The 14,416-nt window shown below is 59.4% G+C and carries 17 protein-coding genes and 1 pseudogene; 8 read left to right on the top strand and 10 right to left on the bottom strand.

Annotated features, from left to right (window positions below; translation table 11 throughout):
• The first annotated feature begins 153 nt into the window (after window positions 1-153).
• Window positions 154-819 carry a hypothetical protein gene (locus tag ACQZ6J_RS24775; RefSeq protein ID WP_449086043.1) on the top strand — a complete coding sequence of 222 codons (666 nt, stop codon included), beginning with the start codon at window positions 154-156 and terminating at the stop codon, window positions 817-819.
• 409 nt (window positions 820-1,228) lie between these two features.
• Here ACQZ6J_RS24775 and ACQZ6J_RS24770 read toward each other — a convergent pair whose 3' ends face one another.
• The 3 genes from ACQZ6J_RS24770 to ACQZ6J_RS24760 all read right to left on the bottom strand — a co-directional run bounded on the left by ACQZ6J_RS24770 (window position 1,229) and on the right by ACQZ6J_RS24760 (window position 4,528).
• Complete coding sequence (locus ACQZ6J_RS24770; protein ID WP_449086042.1) at window positions 1,229-2,047, bottom strand: N-6 DNA methylase; 819 nt, start codon at window positions 2,045-2,047, stop codon at window positions 1,229-1,231.
• A 268-nt stretch (window positions 2,048-2,315) separates the two neighbouring features.
• Window positions 2,316-2,498: a hypothetical protein gene (locus tag ACQZ6J_RS24765; RefSeq protein WP_449086041.1), complete on the bottom strand. Its 183-nt coding sequence runs from the start codon at window positions 2,496-2,498 to the stop codon at window positions 2,316-2,318.
• Between the two features lie 71 nt (window positions 2,499-2,569).
• The gene (locus ACQZ6J_RS24760) at window positions 2,570-4,528 is read right to left on the bottom strand and encodes a ParB/RepB/Spo0J family partition protein (protein ID WP_449086040.1); all 1,959 of its coding nucleotides are present in this window, start codon (window positions 4,526-4,528) and stop codon (window positions 2,570-2,572) included.
• 351 nt (window positions 4,529-4,879) lie between these two features.
• On the opposite strand from ACQZ6J_RS24760, the pseudogene ACQZ6J_RS24755 reads away from it, so the two are divergent.
• Window positions 4,880-5,178 (top strand): annotated as a pseudogene (locus ACQZ6J_RS24755) (aldehyde dehydrogenase family protein); the annotation flags it as partial.
• Between the two features lie 181 nt (window positions 5,179-5,359).
• On the opposite strand, the gene ACQZ6J_RS24750 reads toward ACQZ6J_RS24755, so the two are convergent.
• Window positions 5,360-5,854, bottom strand: a complete 495-nt coding sequence (locus tag ACQZ6J_RS24750; protein WP_449086039.1) for a hypothetical protein — start codon at window positions 5,852-5,854, stop codon at window positions 5,360-5,362.
• A 137-nt stretch (window positions 5,855-5,991) separates the two neighbouring features.
• Window positions 5,992-6,801, bottom strand: a complete 810-nt coding sequence (locus ACQZ6J_RS24745) for an SDR family NAD(P)-dependent oxidoreductase (protein WP_449086038.1) — start codon at window positions 6,799-6,801, stop codon at window positions 5,992-5,994.
• A 53-nt stretch (window positions 6,802-6,854) separates the two neighbouring features.
• On the opposite strand from ACQZ6J_RS24745, the gene ACQZ6J_RS24740 reads away from it, so the two are divergent.
• From ACQZ6J_RS24740 to ACQZ6J_RS24715, 6 genes are all read left to right on the top strand, one after another.
• Window positions 6,855-7,253, top strand: coding sequence for a LysR family transcriptional regulator (locus ACQZ6J_RS24740; RefSeq protein WP_449086037.1), 399 nt, complete (start codon window positions 6,855-6,857; stop codon window positions 7,251-7,253).
• A complete protein-coding gene (locus tag ACQZ6J_RS24735; RefSeq protein WP_449086036.1) occupies window positions 7,189-7,827 on the top strand; it encodes a LysR substrate-binding domain-containing protein in 639 nt (212 codons plus the stop codon). The genes ACQZ6J_RS24740 and ACQZ6J_RS24735 overlap by 65 nt, the downstream gene beginning before the upstream one ends.
• A gap of 466 nt (window positions 7,828-8,293) precedes the next feature.
• Window positions 8,294-8,950 (top strand): hypothetical protein, encoded by a 657-nt coding sequence (locus tag ACQZ6J_RS24730; RefSeq protein ID WP_449086035.1) that lies wholly within the window; start codon window positions 8,294-8,296, stop codon window positions 8,948-8,950.
• A 119-nt stretch (window positions 8,951-9,069) separates the two neighbouring features.
• Window positions 9,070-9,348 carry a type II toxin-antitoxin system TacA family antitoxin gene (locus ACQZ6J_RS24725; protein WP_449086034.1) on the top strand — a complete coding sequence of 93 codons (279 nt, stop codon included), beginning with the start codon at window positions 9,070-9,072 and terminating at the stop codon, window positions 9,346-9,348.
• Window positions 9,345-9,881, top strand: a complete 537-nt coding sequence (locus ACQZ6J_RS24720; protein ID WP_449086033.1) for a GNAT family N-acetyltransferase — start codon at window positions 9,345-9,347, stop codon at window positions 9,879-9,881. The genes ACQZ6J_RS24725 and ACQZ6J_RS24720 overlap by 4 nt, the downstream gene beginning before the upstream one ends.
• Window positions 9,882-10,035: 154 nt before the next feature.
• A complete protein-coding gene (locus ACQZ6J_RS24715) occupies window positions 10,036-10,197 on the top strand; it encodes a hypothetical protein (RefSeq protein WP_449086032.1) in 162 nt (53 codons plus the stop codon).
• Between the two features lie 307 nt (window positions 10,198-10,504).
• On the opposite strand, the gene ACQZ6J_RS24710 is transcribed toward ACQZ6J_RS24715, so the two are convergent.
• From ACQZ6J_RS24710 to ACQZ6J_RS24690, 5 genes are all read right to left on the bottom strand, one after another.
• Window positions 10,505-11,023 carry a DoxX family protein gene (locus ACQZ6J_RS24710; RefSeq protein ID WP_449086031.1) on the bottom strand — a complete coding sequence of 173 codons (519 nt, stop codon included), beginning with the start codon at window positions 11,021-11,023 and terminating at the stop codon, window positions 10,505-10,507.
• Window positions 11,023-11,820 (bottom strand): HvfC/BufC N-terminal domain-containing protein, encoded by a 798-nt coding sequence (locus ACQZ6J_RS24705; protein WP_449086030.1) that lies wholly within the window; start codon window positions 11,818-11,820, stop codon window positions 11,023-11,025. Before ACQZ6J_RS24705 ends, ACQZ6J_RS24710 begins: the two co-directional genes overlap by 1 nt.
• Window positions 11,810-12,733: an MNIO family bufferin maturase gene (gene bufB / locus ACQZ6J_RS24700; RefSeq protein ID WP_449086029.1), complete on the bottom strand. Its 924-nt coding sequence runs from the start codon at window positions 12,731-12,733 to the stop codon at window positions 11,810-11,812. The genes ACQZ6J_RS24705 and bufB overlap by 11 nt, the downstream gene beginning before the upstream one ends.
• A gap of 44 nt (window positions 12,734-12,777) precedes the next feature.
• Window positions 12,778-13,083: a BufA1 family periplasmic bufferin-type metallophore gene (locus ACQZ6J_RS24695; RefSeq protein WP_449086028.1), complete on the bottom strand. Its 306-nt coding sequence runs from the start codon at window positions 13,081-13,083 to the stop codon at window positions 12,778-12,780.
• A 529-nt stretch (window positions 13,084-13,612) separates the two neighbouring features.
• A complete protein-coding gene (locus ACQZ6J_RS24690; protein WP_449086027.1) occupies window positions 13,613-14,248 on the bottom strand; it encodes an NrsF family protein in 636 nt (211 codons plus the stop codon).
• Between the last annotated feature and the right edge of the window lie 168 nt (window positions 14,249-14,416).

The raw sequence follows: 14,416 nt of genomic DNA, 5'->3' as shown, positions 1-14,416 counted from the left end.
TTTCGGGTTCGCCAGCTCTCCGTTATGTCCCGAAAATCGCATAGAAAACGCAACGCCCTCCCGCATTCAATGAAATAATTACGCACGATATTTATTTTTCATGCGTAAAATGTTATTTAGATGCGTGTCGTGACAATATCATGAGATTTAAGGATGGCATTTCGAGCCGAGGAAGCAGCGGAAACAGGCTACGAGAGCGCGAGAAAATATCTCGTGCCACGGGAGTTTGAACCGGACGTCAGGGCTAAATCCGAGCAGGCACTAGCTGACATAGTTGCTGAAATCGGACCCGCCGTGGATAGCTACCCAAGTTGGCATCCGCTTGTGATGCGACATGATGAGCGCCACCCTGAGAGATATCCGAGCAGAGAATGCGGGTACAAAGGGCTGGATCATACTCGATACTTCGCCCACGGATTTATCACATGTCCATATGGCAACGGGCAGGACGTTATCGATTCCGTTGAGGAACTATCTGTTCACCACGCAGCATCGATCACCGCAGAGCGTCTAAGCGTGCCTTTCTACAACGAGAGTGCGAAGCCAATCCTCGTCCGTTGCAAATGGAACGAGCGTCTTGAGCCGAATTTCTTGATTCCAAAGAAGCTCGCCGTTCCTCTAATGCTTGAGCAGGAAGTTCCCTGCTGGCGCTGGTCTACCAGATCGGAGCGTTGGGAGACGATGCGGCCTTACCTACTTGGTGAACCACATGGGAATCGCTCCTCGCTTTTCGTCAGCCAAGACACGGCACTAGCGCTGAAGAAAATATACTTGTCGCTTGTCGAATCCGGCATGTTCGGGCCATTGAAAATGGGCTGATTGCCAAATCGCTGTTAGGCGCCTGAGCCGTAGAGCTTCTGTCTATGGTTCGAGCCAACGCGATGTGAAACGAGCACGGCACGATCCCGCCAAGATGAAGAGCATCGGAGAAATCAGCATAGCGCCGGCCATCGGCCGGGATTTCGGGAATTCTCGATGCGCAAGGAGCGGAAGAAGGGCAGCCGCAGGAGCTTCAACATAGTGGCCCGCAGGGGAAGCGGGACCGACTGCCCCCGCGCCTTGCGCTCCGTTTTGATGGGGCGGGCGGGGAGTGTCGAGGGGTGGGCGCCAGGGGCACCCCTCGTCCTTGTCCCGCGCCGTTCGACGCGGCTCGGGTCAGGAAGACGGCGGGATCGATATCGATAAGGCGAAGGCCGGGCATTGGCCTTCGCCTTATCGGTTGCCTGCGCTAGAACAACCTGAGCTGGCCGGACTTTTCGACACCAAAGGACGGCTCGTCAGGCTCGGGCGCGCGCGGTTTAGCAGCTTGCGCGGCGTCATTTCCGGGTGTTGCGGGCGAGATCATCGGCGCAGTGCCCTTCCCTTCCCGTTCGGCTCTCCTGAGCTTCCCGTTCCAGCCGCCCATGACATGGGCGAGCGTGTGCCACTCCTCATGAAACCGCATCGCCAGGCTGTCGCCGACCAGAACGGTTGCCGGAATATGCAGAAGCGAAAACTGGATATAGGCCATGTGAACGGCGCGGCGGTCGATATCCACGGCGGTAACATGCAACATCTGCTGATAGTTGAAACCAGCGTCCCGTATGGCCTCGGCCAGGGCGACGATCATCGCGCCGCTGCCAACGGCGGGCTCCTGCGCGATCATGAAACCGCGCTTTTCGATGATCTTGCCGATCTCTTGCCTGCTGCCGGCAAGCATCAACGCCATCATCCGGCAAATCGGGTAGGGCGTGAAGAACTGGCCGCGCGCCTTATTGTGCAATTCGAGCGCATGGAACGTCGCCCCAAGGATATCCTGCGGCGCGTCCTCCATCGCCATGATGACCTCGCCCATGATCTTCGTGAACGTCTCGATAGTGGGGCGGTCATATTTGCCGACGATTTCGAGATAACGCGCTTCGCGTTTTTCGGCGTTCACGAGATCGACGGCATTGCTCATGGAAATGGCCGCGCATTCGCACCAGTCGGAAAAGACCGAATAGAGGTCGTGCTTGTAGCGGCAGGTTTCGAACAGCTTGACGATGGTTTTGAGACGAGGATTGTTCATGGGATGACCTGAAAGCTGGATTGATCCGCAAAGCGGCCTTCTTGGTCCTGCGAAGGCAGGGCGCCGCTCCTGCCTTCCGGGGCCGCGTGAGTGGTGGGCTGGAAGGGGGAAACAGGCTTCGCGGGGAACCGCCTGCACGGAGGAAGGCGGGCGGAAGGCTGTTTGGGGGAGAGAAGGGCGAAGCCCTCGGCCCCTGCCCTACAAGAACGGGACGGAGCATTCCGTCAGGATCCGCCGGGGCTCGATGCCATGGCGGACCCTGTGAGCGCTATTGGTTTCGCTCTGTCGTGTCCTCGACATAGGTTTGCGGCAGATCGAAAGCCTTGAGCGCCACATTCAGGGCTTCCTGAACATCACTCCACTCGACGGATTCATGACCGGCGAGGTAGGCGCTGATGAGCTTGCAGCAGGCTTCGGCGGCGAGCGTCGGGTCGGGGGTTTGGTCGAACATCGGATTTCTCGGCTGGAAGGGAGGAACCGGCCGCGCTGGAGAGGCGCGACCGGCCGACTGGCTGCGGCGGACTATTCCGCTGCCATCGGGAACGACTGCGCCTCGGCCTGAACCTCGGTTTTTGCGTTGGGATCGGTTGCGATCCGGACAGGAGCCGGAAGCCAGCCCGCACCCTTGATCCTGCGTTCCGCGATCAGCACGGCCTCGGCTTTCTTGGAGGCGGCTGAAACCGCAAGGGCCGCTTCCGGTCCCTGCGCTTCAAGGACTGCCTGTTCGATGCCCCGGCGATTGATGTGGCTGAAATAGCTGTCGGCGGTCGTTTCGAACCAGTTGGTCATATCGACCTTGAGGGCGCGGCCAAGCTGGTTTGCCTGTTCGATCCCGTTGCGGCGGTCGGAGAATTTTATCTCCACCGCGTTGACGGCATGCGCGGCGGCATAAGCCAGCAGCGCCAGAAGTTCCTCATGGCTCTGCTCAAGGCACCAGTCGAACAGGTCGGCGGGATTGCCGGGGATTTTATGCCCGTAGTTTTCCCGCAGGCTTTCGAATGCCGCCGATGCAGGGCAATCCTCCGGCTCCCTGATCCACCTATCCAGATGCTCATGGGTGAGGGACACCTGCAGGGCGCTTTTCTCGTCCACGCGCCCGCCATAGCTGATGCGCAACAGCATGGCGTGAACCACGGCGGCCAAGGCCACATCGGGATTGTTCGCCAGTTCCACCCGCAGGGCGGCGGTCTTCTTCGCGGTCAGAACCTCGATCAGGGGTTGGGGATGAGTGAAGGTCGGGGTGCGTTCCTCGGGCTCACCGGTTCCGGCGCTGGTATTGGCGATTGCGCCGATGCCCTCCCCGTCTTCCGTCTCGCCCTCGTTCTCATCGCCATCCGCCGCGTCGGTTTCCTCGACTTCGTCGTCTTCCCGGACGACGCCGATTTCCGCCTGCGCCTTGCCGTGGTGGTTGACGAACACAATCACGCCGCTGCGTGCGATATCGTCGGGCTGATAGGCTTCCTGCTTCTTGGCGAGTTCATCCAGACGCTTGTCGATTTCAGCCACACGCTGACCAGCGTTCTCGTCGTCGGCATCATTGTCGATCAGTTCGGCCAGATCGTCGCGTTCGCTGACGAGCGCGTCATATTCGGCCTGATCCTCGGCGGAAAGCTCGACGTCTTCGGGATAGACGCGCGGAATGTTGAAAATCCAGTCCGGGCGCGCAAAAGCCGTTTCCACCCATTTCCAGCCTTGCTCACGATAAGGCGCGGCGACGTCTTCCAGCGTCTGCATGGCGAGCCTGTCGAGCAAAGCGACGTCCAGCGCATAGCCCTCGCCCTGCTCACCGAAGAGATCGCGGCGCACTGCGCCACCGGCCTGTTCATAGGCATCCAGCCCGCCGATCAGCTTGACGCGCCTGTCGGTGCTGGCAACCTCGTCGGTGACGAGGCCGGACTTGATCCGGTGGACCTGACGATCCCAATGGGGGAGATTGTCCCAAACCTGCTCCTGCCGTTCGTGGTCGTCGGAAACCGTAAAGGCGGAAAGCTGCTCGAAGGTCATCTTTCCTTCGCGATAAACCTCAAGCAGCTTCGGGGACACCTTCGCCAGCGCCAGGCGGCGGCGCACGATGATTTCGGTGACGCTGAAATGCGCGGCAATGTTGGCAATGGACTTGCCTTCCGCCGCCATGACGGAAAAAGCCTCGTACTGGTCGACGGGGTGCATGTCCTCGCGGAACATGTTCTCCGACAGGCTGATTTCCGTGGCGTTCGAACCGTCGCGAACCTTGCATTCGACCGGATGGTTCTTGGCGATTTTGCCCTGCTCCACCAAGAGCAACAGCGCCTGCCTGCGGCGTTCGCCAGCGGTGACGAAATAGCGGCCACGCTTGTCGCCAGTCCGCACGACGAGATTATGCAGAACCCCTTCCGCCTCGATATTGGCGGCGAATTCGCGAAGCTTTTGGGGGTCGTATCTCTTGCGAACGTTCTTGGGGTCGCGGTCCAGCTTGTTCAGTTCGATGATTACTGTCGTCATGGCTTCAATCTCCTGATTTCCCGTTGAACGGGTCTTCAAAACCCGCTGTGGGCGAAGCCTTCTTCCTTTGGTCCGAAGGACGTGCCCGCACGTCCTCGGGACGAAGGGAGGGGGCGTAAGCCCGCTCCCGGTAGGGCGCAGATCCGGTCATGGGTCGGACGGCGGAAAAATCGGAAGGTTCGGCGCGAAGCGGTGAAAGCCTATTTTTTCCACGGCCGACAGCGCCCCTGGGCGCGCTTGCCCATTGGCCTGATCTTCGCCCTATCGTAAGAGCGGCCATGTCAGGGAGGAGAAGCGCGGCCGCCTCGAGGCGGCTGCTCCTTACAGATGCGAGCGCGCCTGCGCGCTCTCGATCCCACGTCCATACTTGGACGATCGGACCTCGCCGGCGTGACGGTCGAGGCAGCTGCCAATTCGGCCTTCTTCGCAACTGGCCAGCGCTGCACTGCTTCTTCGCGCCTGATCGTCACCGAGGGCATCCACGACAGGTTCATGGCGGCGATGACGGAGAAGCTGAAGGGGCTTACCGTCGACGAGAAGCAATTGAAGACCGACACCGACTATATCGAGATCGGCAAGTATGAGGGCGCCAAACCCGCCTTCGGCGGCGAATTGGCGAATTGTTGAGCCGCGACACGCCCGGCTTCTACTTTCCAGACGGATGGTGACAGCATCGACGATGATCTCCGGACGGCCGGCTTTCCTGATCAGCGGCTCCGAAACAGGAGGATCGACGACGACTGCGAACTCCACCGCATCCCTAGGTGCAGGCAGCGCCAGCTTGCCCTGCCGCGCCAGAGTTCGCCAGGTGGACAGGCGGTTGGCCCGTAGTCATTCTGCGAGGGACATCAGCTGTTTATGATAGGACGTCGAGCGCTGCTCAAGGGCAGTGTCGATTATCAGCGCACAGGCGGAAGCCAGCATAAAGCCGGCGGCGAAAGTTCGCCACGTGGCGCCGCTGAGAAGCCACAACCCTATTGAACTGCCGATCAGGATTGCAATCCAGATCACCTTGTTTCGGTCAAGCGACTTGCTCAGAGCAGCGGCACGGGATTTCTCGGTGGTTATGAAAGCTGAGGGATCGGCTCGGAAGTCCCGCTGGAATTGAGCGATCTGCGCGGCACGGCTTGGAATCATGCTCCCACCGTATGCGCAAAGCGATAGGGCGATGAGAACAGCCGGGACCAAGAAGCCGCGTGTCAAATCGCTGTAAAACCAAAGCGTTGCCACAGTCGATACAATAAATATGGCACCCAGCCCTACCATAACCTTGCCCTGCAAAATCTCTGCATTGGCCCAAGCAACCGCCATATCCAGATTTGTCATTGAGTACCTCCAATTTCACATCAAACGCAAAGCCGCTGGTTGTACGCAATCGCGCAGACAGGCGACGCAAGATACAAACCATCTAATAGAGCCATATGCTTCGGATGACCCCCGAAGCATATGGCGAAAGGATCAGTCTAGAGCCCGCCCTTCGTCTCCCACCGTTCCCAAGTCTGAAGTCTCGCGGCATATACGTCCTGGACCATCGGTAGCAGCGGGCCGAGGATCACATGCAGAGGAGGCTGGTCGGCATCAATGACGCGGAGGACCGTGTCGACCGTCGTGTTCGGGTCGCCGAACGCGTCTGGTGACAGCATCTTCGAGAGATCGTCGCGTACCTGATCATAAGCTGCGATAGGTACCGCGTTCTTGATGGAACTCTCTGTCATGAAATCGGTGGCGAATGGCCCCGGTTCAATCAATGTAACCTTGATGCCTGCGGTGGCCACTTCCTGAGCCAAGGTTTGCAGCATACCTTCGACAGCAAATTTGGTGGCCTGGTAGATGCCCCCGAGAGGGAATGTGACAAGACCGCCTACGCTTGATACCGCCAGGATATGCCCGCTCCCCTGAGCCCGCATGATGGGAAGGGCTGCTTGCACGACCGACAAAGTGCCGATCACGTTGGTTTCGAAGATGGCTCGCGTTTCTTGAACGCTGGTTTCCTCGATTGCGCCCACCAGGCCATAACCCGCGTTGCTCAACACAACGTCCAGGCGCCCGAAATAATCGTGGGCTGACTTCACAGCAGCGCTCACAGCATCACGATCCGTGACATCCAGTGAAATCGGCAGAAAGTCAGCACCGTATTTCTGCTTGAGTTCCGCCAGGGTCTCGACGTTGCGAGCGGTCGCTGCAACCTTATCGCCGCGAGACAGCGCCGCTTCCGCCCAAATCCTGCCAAAGCCTCGTGAAGCGCCGGTAATGAACCAAGTTCTATTTGTCATAGGTCACCCTTTCATAGTGGTCAGTGATCTTTGTCCTGACACTCGTTGTTGACATGCACAAAGATCTAAACGAGAACCGATGCTGCGATAAGCCGTCCAATGCCGGACGGCATGATGATGAAAACTGTACAATGGAAGAGCTTGGATTTCGGACGCTGATGGTTACCAGCGCGGTCGCGGCCCATCGCAGCTTTCGGGGGGCAGCAACCGAGCTCAATATGTCTCCGTCTTCCGTCAGCCATATAGTAGCGAACCTCGAACGCCGGGTCGGCATTCGGCTGTTTCTAAGAAATACGCGCAGTGTCTCGCTGACGGAGGCAGGTGAAGCGTTCCTTGCCAGGATCAGGCCCGCACTGGCTGAGATCAATGGGGCATTAGACGGGATTCATGAGCTGCGAGACCGTCCTGCCGGGCTCGTGCGCGTCAATGTATCGAGTTGGGGGGGCGGGTAGGCTCTTGCCGATCATTGTCGATTTCATGCACGCCTATCCGGAAGTCAGGGTGGACCTAACCTGCGAGGGAAGGATCGTCGATATCATTGCAGAAGGGTTCGACGCGGGACTGCGGATGGAATCGATCGTCCCTCAGGACATGGTTGCTATCCCCCTCGGTATTCTGGAAACGCTCATCCTTGTGGCGGCCCCCTCGTATCTTGACGCACGAGGAACCCCGAAGACGCCTGGCGATCTTTTGGCACATGAGTGCATCAGGGCTCGACTGCCGAGCGGCGTGATCATGGACTGGGAGATGGGCCATCGCGGGGAATATGCCGAACCAAAGGTGACCGGAAGGCTCATCGTTGGGTCTACGGAATTGGCGGCACGCGCGGCGGCGAGCGGCCTCGGGATCTCCTATGTCGACGCTCGCGAGGCGGCGCCCTTTCTAGAAAATGGTCAGCTTCGCCAGATCATGGAAGACTGGACGCCTGCCCTCGGAAGTGAGACCCTCTACTATCCCTCCAGCCGGCTTCCCTCAGCTGCATTCAAGGCGTTCATTTCGTTCGTTCGCGCTTACCGGGCAAAATGACAAGACTTAGGAGACCAATCAGCCTGTTCAACTTTGGAAATGTGATCAAGACCGGCCTCTTCCTTGTGAAGAGTACAAGCTTCCGACCGAAGATGGGCGATCGTGGCGCGGCTGCTCCCTGTGAGAAGCGAGCGCGCCGGCGCGCTCCCGATCTCTCGTCCGGGCCTGACCGGGCGAGCTGCGCAATGTGATCGTCACCGGAGGGCCGAAACCCGATCTTCGGGGTTCGGTGGAGCCGTGCCTGGTCGGAGCAAAGCGGCGACAGGGTGCGGTGGAATAGAGCACGCTCCCATCGGGATGCGCTCAATTTCTATATTGCGTGGACGCTATCGGCGGTTTCATATGGCGTCTCGCCCCGCGCCGCGGATTTCGTCCATCAATGTTGATGGAAACATTGGTCCGGACATTTCTTGTAACCGGAATGATTTGCGATAGATTTCCCGCACAAGTATGGAGGCAACGACAGATGCCCGTGATGATTTCCGTCCCTGAACCGAAACCGTCTCAAATGCGATTTGCGGAACTGCTGCTGCTTCCTTTCCGAACAGCACTGGTCATCGCGCCGTTGTGGCTCGTCTACTGGATGTATGCCCGGTTTTCCCTGAGCGACGTTTCCATTCTCTATGATGCCGCGATCTGGTTCAGTGTCGCGCTTGCGGTTCTCAGTATCGCCAAGACCGCCCTGTCGATGCGGGTTGCGCCGACCAGCCTCCTGCTGCGCGACGCAGGGCGCACGGTGAGGTTCTTTGCGATCCTGCGCAGGCCGGAGTTCTGGACCAATCTCGTCGAAGCTATCCGCGTTACTCGGGCAGCTGACGCTCCCGGCGCCCTGTCCCGATCCGAGCTGCGCGTTCTTCGGCGGATCGAACTGTTCCTGCTCACGCCGCTTCGAGTGGCCGGCCTGCTGATCGTCTATCCGGTCGTTCGGGATGTTCTGCCGGTGATCACGCCTATCGGGTTCTCCTGGCTTGGCACCATAAACGGCTGGATGTGGTTCGGCGTCATGCTCAGCTACCTGTTCTACGTGTCCGGACGCGCGGTCGCAGCGATTGTATCGATGGACGACGGTCCTTTCGACGACGCGCGACGGCTGCGTGACTGGGTCAGACGGCTGCGGCGCTGAGAGCGCTGATCGGACGGCACACGTTCAACACCATTCGTTATCGATAGGTGCTTTCATTGAACATACATTGAAATCGGGCAGCGAAAGACCTATAGTCTGCGCATGAAGAGGATATGACCATGCCCAGAGCCGCCGCAGAGAATACGAGCCGATTCCCCATGCAGATACCGCCGGCCGAAAAGGCCAGGCTGATGCGTGCGGCAGCACTTGAGCGGACCAGCCTCAAGGATTTCGTGCTGCGCAATGCGCTGCTGGCGGCCGAGGCCGTGATCGAAAAAGCCGAGCGGGTCACTCTCGATGAGGAACAGACACGCTTCATGCTGGATCTGCTGGAGAACCCGCCGAAGCCGAACGCAAGGCTGCAGGCGGCGGCCCGTTCGCTCGCGACCCGCAAATGACGCTTCCGGACTGGCACGAGGAGCCGATTTCCAGGAAGCATAATCGTAAAGGCTTCGACTGCGGTCAGACGGATCTCAATGACTTCCTGATGAAATACGCCCGTCAGGCGCATGAGAGCGGTGCATCCAAGACGTTCGTGGCGGTCGACGACGCCGACAGCACGACGATATTCGGCTTTTATACGCTCAGCCCCGCGCAGGTCGATTTCGATCTTGCGCCAGAAGTCGCGCGGCCAGCCGGTGGTGGACGACATCCGATCGGCGGATTCCGGCTTGGCCGGCTGGCAGTGAGTACGTCGCAGCAAGGTCGGGGCCTCGGCGGCGAATTGCTGATCGCGGCCGCGCGGCGCTGCATTCAGGCATCGGCACAGGTTGGAGGATCCCTGCTGCTGATCGACGCCAAGGATGAACGGGCGGCCGAATGGTACAAATCCTATGGCGCTCTCGAAATTCCAAAGGCGCCGCTCGCGCTGGTCCTACCTTACTCCGTGATTATCAATGTCATGGAGCAGGTGGGCAAGCCGATCCTCTAATCGCGAGAAACCGCAGCTTTGCCCTTTCAATCGTCACTCCCCAGCGACCCTCGCCGACAATGCATACGCGTCCTTATCGCCGATGATCGTGTCGTTGTTCGCGAGGGGCTGTCGTACCCCCGTCCTCGTTGTCGAAGATGAGACATTCGTCCGCATGGCCATGGGCAGCGAACTGGAGGACGCGGGCTTCGAAGTGTTCGAAGCGGCGAACGCAATGGAAGCGATCGGGTTGCTGATTGCCAACAAACGGATTGGGGTGATGTTCACGGATGCCTGGTGGCATCGACGAACTCAAGCTCGCCGCAGCTGTGCGTGACAGGTGGCCGCCTATCAAGATTATCGTGACGTCCGGTCATTGCAAAATCGACGTCGACGCCCTGCCCGTTGAAGCACGCTTCATTGCAGAGCTCTATGATGCATAGCATTGTCATCCGGTCCATTCTGGAAATGGCGTCAACTTGATGCGCAATGGTCTTCAGGCCGGCAGATTTCGTTGATCAGTCACCTCGCCTTGACCAAACATCGACGCATCAGCGAAGTTGTGGAGTAGGAGGGCGCCTAGCGATACGGCCGGCGCAGCCGGGCGCCGGTACCTTGATAACGGGCGCACCGCCGGGGCGACATCAAGCAGCGCGACCGCCGAGCCAACGCGCCAGCCAATGATCGATGGAGAGCTTACCCGACCCCCATGCCATAAGCGACAGCGCCATCGCAGCCCAGGTGATATGGATCGGCCATCCGTCGGGCACGGTCAATTCGACGATTAAAGTCATGAACAGCAAGCCGGTCGCGGCAAACCGGGTGGCGAGGCCTAGAACGAGTAGAATCGGAAAGGTGATCTCGGCCGAACCGGAGAGAAAGGCCATGGTCACCGGCGCCGGATAGGGGTAGGGACCGCCCGGCAGGTGCAACATGAACTCGTCGGTGAACAGGGTGATCGCCGTATCGTTCAGTTGCAGGAAGCCGTCCCATTTCAGGATGCCGGATCTCCAGAAGGGTACGGCCAGGGCGACACGCATGACGGCTTGGACGAATGTCGGCTGTGCGATGGCCCGAACGAGCTTCTGCGCCATCTCCACGAGTGTCACGATCGGCTGCAGTCTGTCTTTGATCGAAGGCTGCTGTGTGGTGGTCGATATCATCATGCGTCTCCAGGAGTGATGGCCGAAAACACGCCGGCTTCGATCATGCCAGCGACACTGGCTGCGATGTCGAAGGATGGGCAGGTGTCGACGGCCTTGGCTGCGGCGACGCCCAACGGCTCGCCGGAAATCAGGGAAATCAGGAATTCTGCGCCGCCCGGAGGAAAGTGGCGCACAACCACCTCCATATCGGGCCGCGTAATCAGTGCATCCTCCGGGTCGATCACCTCGATCGGACCAACAGGACCGTCACCGCGGTTGGCGGCAAAGATCGTCAAGGCCGGATAGTCTGAACGAACGATCCTTGATGCCGGATGCGCCGTGAACACCAGTTCGGCGAGACGCTCGGGCGGCACGGATACAAGAGCGTCGGCGGTAAGCGGTTCGACATCCGCCGCATGGTAAGCGTCCAGCCAGGCACGCTCGATCCTCGCGACGTCGGCGAGCCAAGGTACAGACTGGGCATATTCGTATTGTTCGATGAAAGCCGGAAAATCCCGGCCATATTCGAACAGAAGCGGCGAGGTCGGCGGAGTGGCACGCAAGTGAAAGCGCGCCATGGCTCGGAAGAACTCCGAACCGGTGAGGCGTTGCACGGCCGGATAAATTCCGGCGAGCGCGTCGATCAGGCTGACGGTGACGTTGTTGCGATAGACGTTGTAGCGTTTGATCGCCCCCTTGCCGTTCGGGCCGATGACGCCCGCGGGCGTCTCAGCGTCCGGATTGGTCAGGGCCGGCGCAAAATCCGCCGCATAAGCGAGAGGTCTTGTACGCTCGGATGTGGGATCAAGCTGCATGGCTGTGATCCGGTAACGCGATGGAAGCATAGTGATCCAGGATCGCCTGGGCGGCGCTCGCCTCGGCACGCAATATCGGCCAATCGGGTATGCTGCTGTCCCATTCGATAAGAGTAGGGATAGGACCACGGCGACTGATGACGATCTGGTAGAGCTTCCAAACGGCGTCGGCGACAGGCCCGTCATGGCTGTCGATCAGCAGCAGGTCGCCCTCATCGTCAGCCTGCTCGGCGTGGCCGGCAAGATGAATCTCGCCGACGGCGGCAAGCGGGAAATCGGAAAGATAGTCCAGCGCCGAAAAGCCGTGATTGGTCGCGGAGACGAAGACATTGTTGACGTCGAGCAGAAGACCGCATCCGGTGCGCCGGGCGATCGAGCGGATGAAGTCGGTCTCGCTCATCGTCGATTGACGGAACGTCACATAGGTCGAGGGATTTTCCAGAAGGATCGGGCGTCCGATGGTCTCCTGCACTTCCTCGATGTGCTCGCAAACCCGCGCCAAGCTCTCCTGCGTATATGGCAGGGGAAGGAGGTCGTTGAGAAAGGTCGTCTGATGTGTCGACCAGGCGAGATGCTCCGACACGAGAGCCGGTTCGTAACGCTCGACGAGGGAACGAAAGCGCTCAAGATGCGCCTTGTCGAGGGGCTGAGGGCCTCCGATCGACATGCAGACGCCATGGAGCGACACCGGATTATCGCGGCGTATCCGTTCGAGCATCCGATGCGGCGGGCCGCCGGCGCCCATATAGTTTTCCGCATGGACTTCGAAGAAACCGCGCTGCGGGCCTTCGACCGTAATGGCCGGCAGATGTTCATGCTTGAAGCTTGTTCCCGCAAGCCCCGCAATCGAATGGACCGGAAAGCGGAGAGTGTTTACCGCAGACGCGGTCGTTGGAATCAGATCTGTGGTCATGGCGTCTCTCCGCCTCCCGATTGTCGTTGCTGTCGCGCGTGGAGTTAGATTGCCTTCAGCGAGCCATGATGGCCGTTCGGTAGAACAATGGAGGTGCAGGTCCCGCCCTGCACGAACTTCCAGGAATTGCCCTGGAAATCGACCGTCGAGGTGCCCTGGCAGGTCGTGCCCGGGCCAGCGGCGCAATCATTCTGGCCCTTCAGTGCGACGCCGAAGCACTTTTCCTTGTGAGCGGCAACGGCAGCATCGCCTTCGGCCTTCGTCAGCGGGGCAGCGCTGACCATCGAAGCAAGGGCGGTGGTGACGGCGCCGGCAAGGACGACGGAGTTGATGGTGGATCTGATAGACATTGCGTTCTCCATATTCGGATGACGCTCTTGTTGAGCGCATACCGGGTTCGCAATCTCATCGGCGTTCGTTACCGCCAGCGCGATCACTAGTTTGTGATAGGCTCGGCAATGCCATCGGAGATTCAGAACTGTTGAACAAGTGTGCTGAGGTTCATGCTCGCGATCGCTGCCAGATCCGATTATCGCCGGGGGTGTCGCCGCGCAGCAAGATAAGTTGGCCGCGTTGGATCCGTGCAATGCTGCTACGGCTGGCCGTGCTGGTCTTCGGCCGCACCGACCCCGATGGAAAGACCTGCGCATCTTGTCCTGATCGACCGGTCGGATAGCCGGATTATCGAGATCCGAGATTTCCTGTTCGCTCCCTATGTACTCGAAGCCATGGATTGGGTGCGGTCAGGCTTAAAGGCCATGGTCAAGTTCTCGCCCAACCCATCAGGTCACAAGCGTTTCGTCAGCAAGAACGGGCTTCGATCAGTCCGTATCGCAGCTGCAGGTCGTGAAGCAGACCGGCACTTTCAGAAGAGCGGTCTCACCAACGCAGGAAGCGCTTGCCCGCGAAATACCCAGCCGTCGCGACGATGCCGGCGGCGATGGGATACCATGTCGCCACAAACAGCGGGCTATCGTCGAAACAGTTGGACGCGTAAAGCGTGGCCGCTATGCCGGCAGACGCCAGTGCGGCAATCGCACCGGTGACGCCGGGGTTTTCGGGAGCACCGTTTCTTATGGCAAGGAACAGGAAAAACGCCGGGAAGAGCGACAGGGCGGGAATGATCGTCAAACAATGCAGTGCGTTGTGTCCGATCAACTTTCCGAGCCATTGATCTGGCGGCGTAACGGCCATTTCCACGGCCGCGGCCGCCGCAAGAAGGATCGGCGCGATCAGCAGAAGCCGGCGCCGGATCACCAACTTGCTTCCCGGACGGATCGTGGCTGCCACAAGCGATGTCGCCGTCGCGAACAAAGCCAGCGTCACCAGGAATTTGAAATCGAATCGAATTGTTTCTGCCGCCTGAGCGATGTCATGACGGAAACCGAGCATCGAGAAGAAGATCAGCGCAGCGACCAAAGCTCCGGCTATAATCGCGACCGACAGCGCCATCGAAAGGTTGACGGGTCGCCGATTGTCTTGCGCCAGCAGCGTAATCAAATCGTCTGTCTTCAAGCTGCCAGTCCCTTACTACAAAACGCCCGGATTAGTGCGATAGCGTGCCACAACAAGATATGGCGCGCCACGGGAGAGCAATCAATCGGTTGGACTTTCGAAAATTGCTCAAGAAATATTCCCAAGAATATCGCGCAAAGGCGGTCTTTGCCATCCGCAAGCGTGCCC

The organism is Rhizobium sp. A37_96 (genome assembly GCF_053521765.1).
Note: the sequence above shows the minus strand (reverse complement) of the source record. Positions and strands in the feature narration are given on the sequence as shown.

Coding starts and splice junctions, on each gene's coding strand:
- ACQZ6J_RS24775 (WP_449086043.1), top strand. CDS start 154: ATGGCATTTCGAGCCGAGGAAGCAGCGGAAACAGGCTACGAGAGCGCG.
- ACQZ6J_RS24770 (WP_449086042.1), bottom strand. CDS start 2,047: ATGAACAATCCTCGTCTCAAAACCATCGTCAAGCTGTTCGAAACCTGC.
- ACQZ6J_RS24765 (WP_449086041.1), bottom strand. CDS start 2,498: ATGTTCGACCAAACCCCCGACCCGACGCTCGCCGCCGAAGCCTGCTGC.
- ACQZ6J_RS24760 (WP_449086040.1), bottom strand. CDS start 4,528: ATGACGACAGTAATCATCGAACTGAACAAGCTGGACCGCGACCCCAAG.
- ACQZ6J_RS24750 (WP_449086039.1), bottom strand. CDS start 5,854: ATGACAAATCTGGATATGGCGGTTGCTTGGGCCAATGCAGAGATTTTG.
- ACQZ6J_RS24745 (WP_449086038.1), bottom strand. CDS start 6,801: ATGACAAATAGAACTTGGTTCATTACCGGCGCTTCACGAGGCTTTGGC.
- ACQZ6J_RS24740 (WP_449086037.1), top strand. CDS start 6,855: ATGCACAAAGATCTAAACGAGAACCGATGCTGCGATAAGCCGTCCAAT.
- ACQZ6J_RS24735 (WP_449086036.1), top strand. CDS start 7,189: ATGAGCTGCGAGACCGTCCTGCCGGGCTCGTGCGCGTCAATGTATCGA.
- ACQZ6J_RS24730 (WP_449086035.1), top strand. CDS start 8,294: ATGCCCGTGATGATTTCCGTCCCTGAACCGAAACCGTCTCAAATGCGA.
- ACQZ6J_RS24725 (WP_449086034.1), top strand. CDS start 9,070: ATGCCCAGAGCCGCCGCAGAGAATACGAGCCGATTCCCCATGCAGATA.
- ACQZ6J_RS24720 (WP_449086033.1), top strand. CDS start 9,345: ATGACGCTTCCGGACTGGCACGAGGAGCCGATTTCCAGGAAGCATAAT.
- ACQZ6J_RS24715 (WP_449086032.1), top strand. CDS start 10,036: ATGGCCATGGGCAGCGAACTGGAGGACGCGGGCTTCGAAGTGTTCGAA.
- ACQZ6J_RS24710 (WP_449086031.1), bottom strand. CDS start 11,023: ATGATATCGACCACCACACAGCAGCCTTCGATCAAAGACAGACTGCAG.
- ACQZ6J_RS24705 (WP_449086030.1), bottom strand. CDS start 11,820: ATGCAGCTTGATCCCACATCCGAGCGTACAAGACCTCTCGCTTATGCG.
- bufB (WP_449086029.1), bottom strand. CDS start 12,733: ATGACCACAGATCTGATTCCAACGACCGCGTCTGCGGTAAACACTCTC.
- ACQZ6J_RS24695 (WP_449086028.1), bottom strand. CDS start 13,083: ATGTCTATCAGATCCACCATCAACTCCGTCGTCCTTGCCGGCGCCGTC.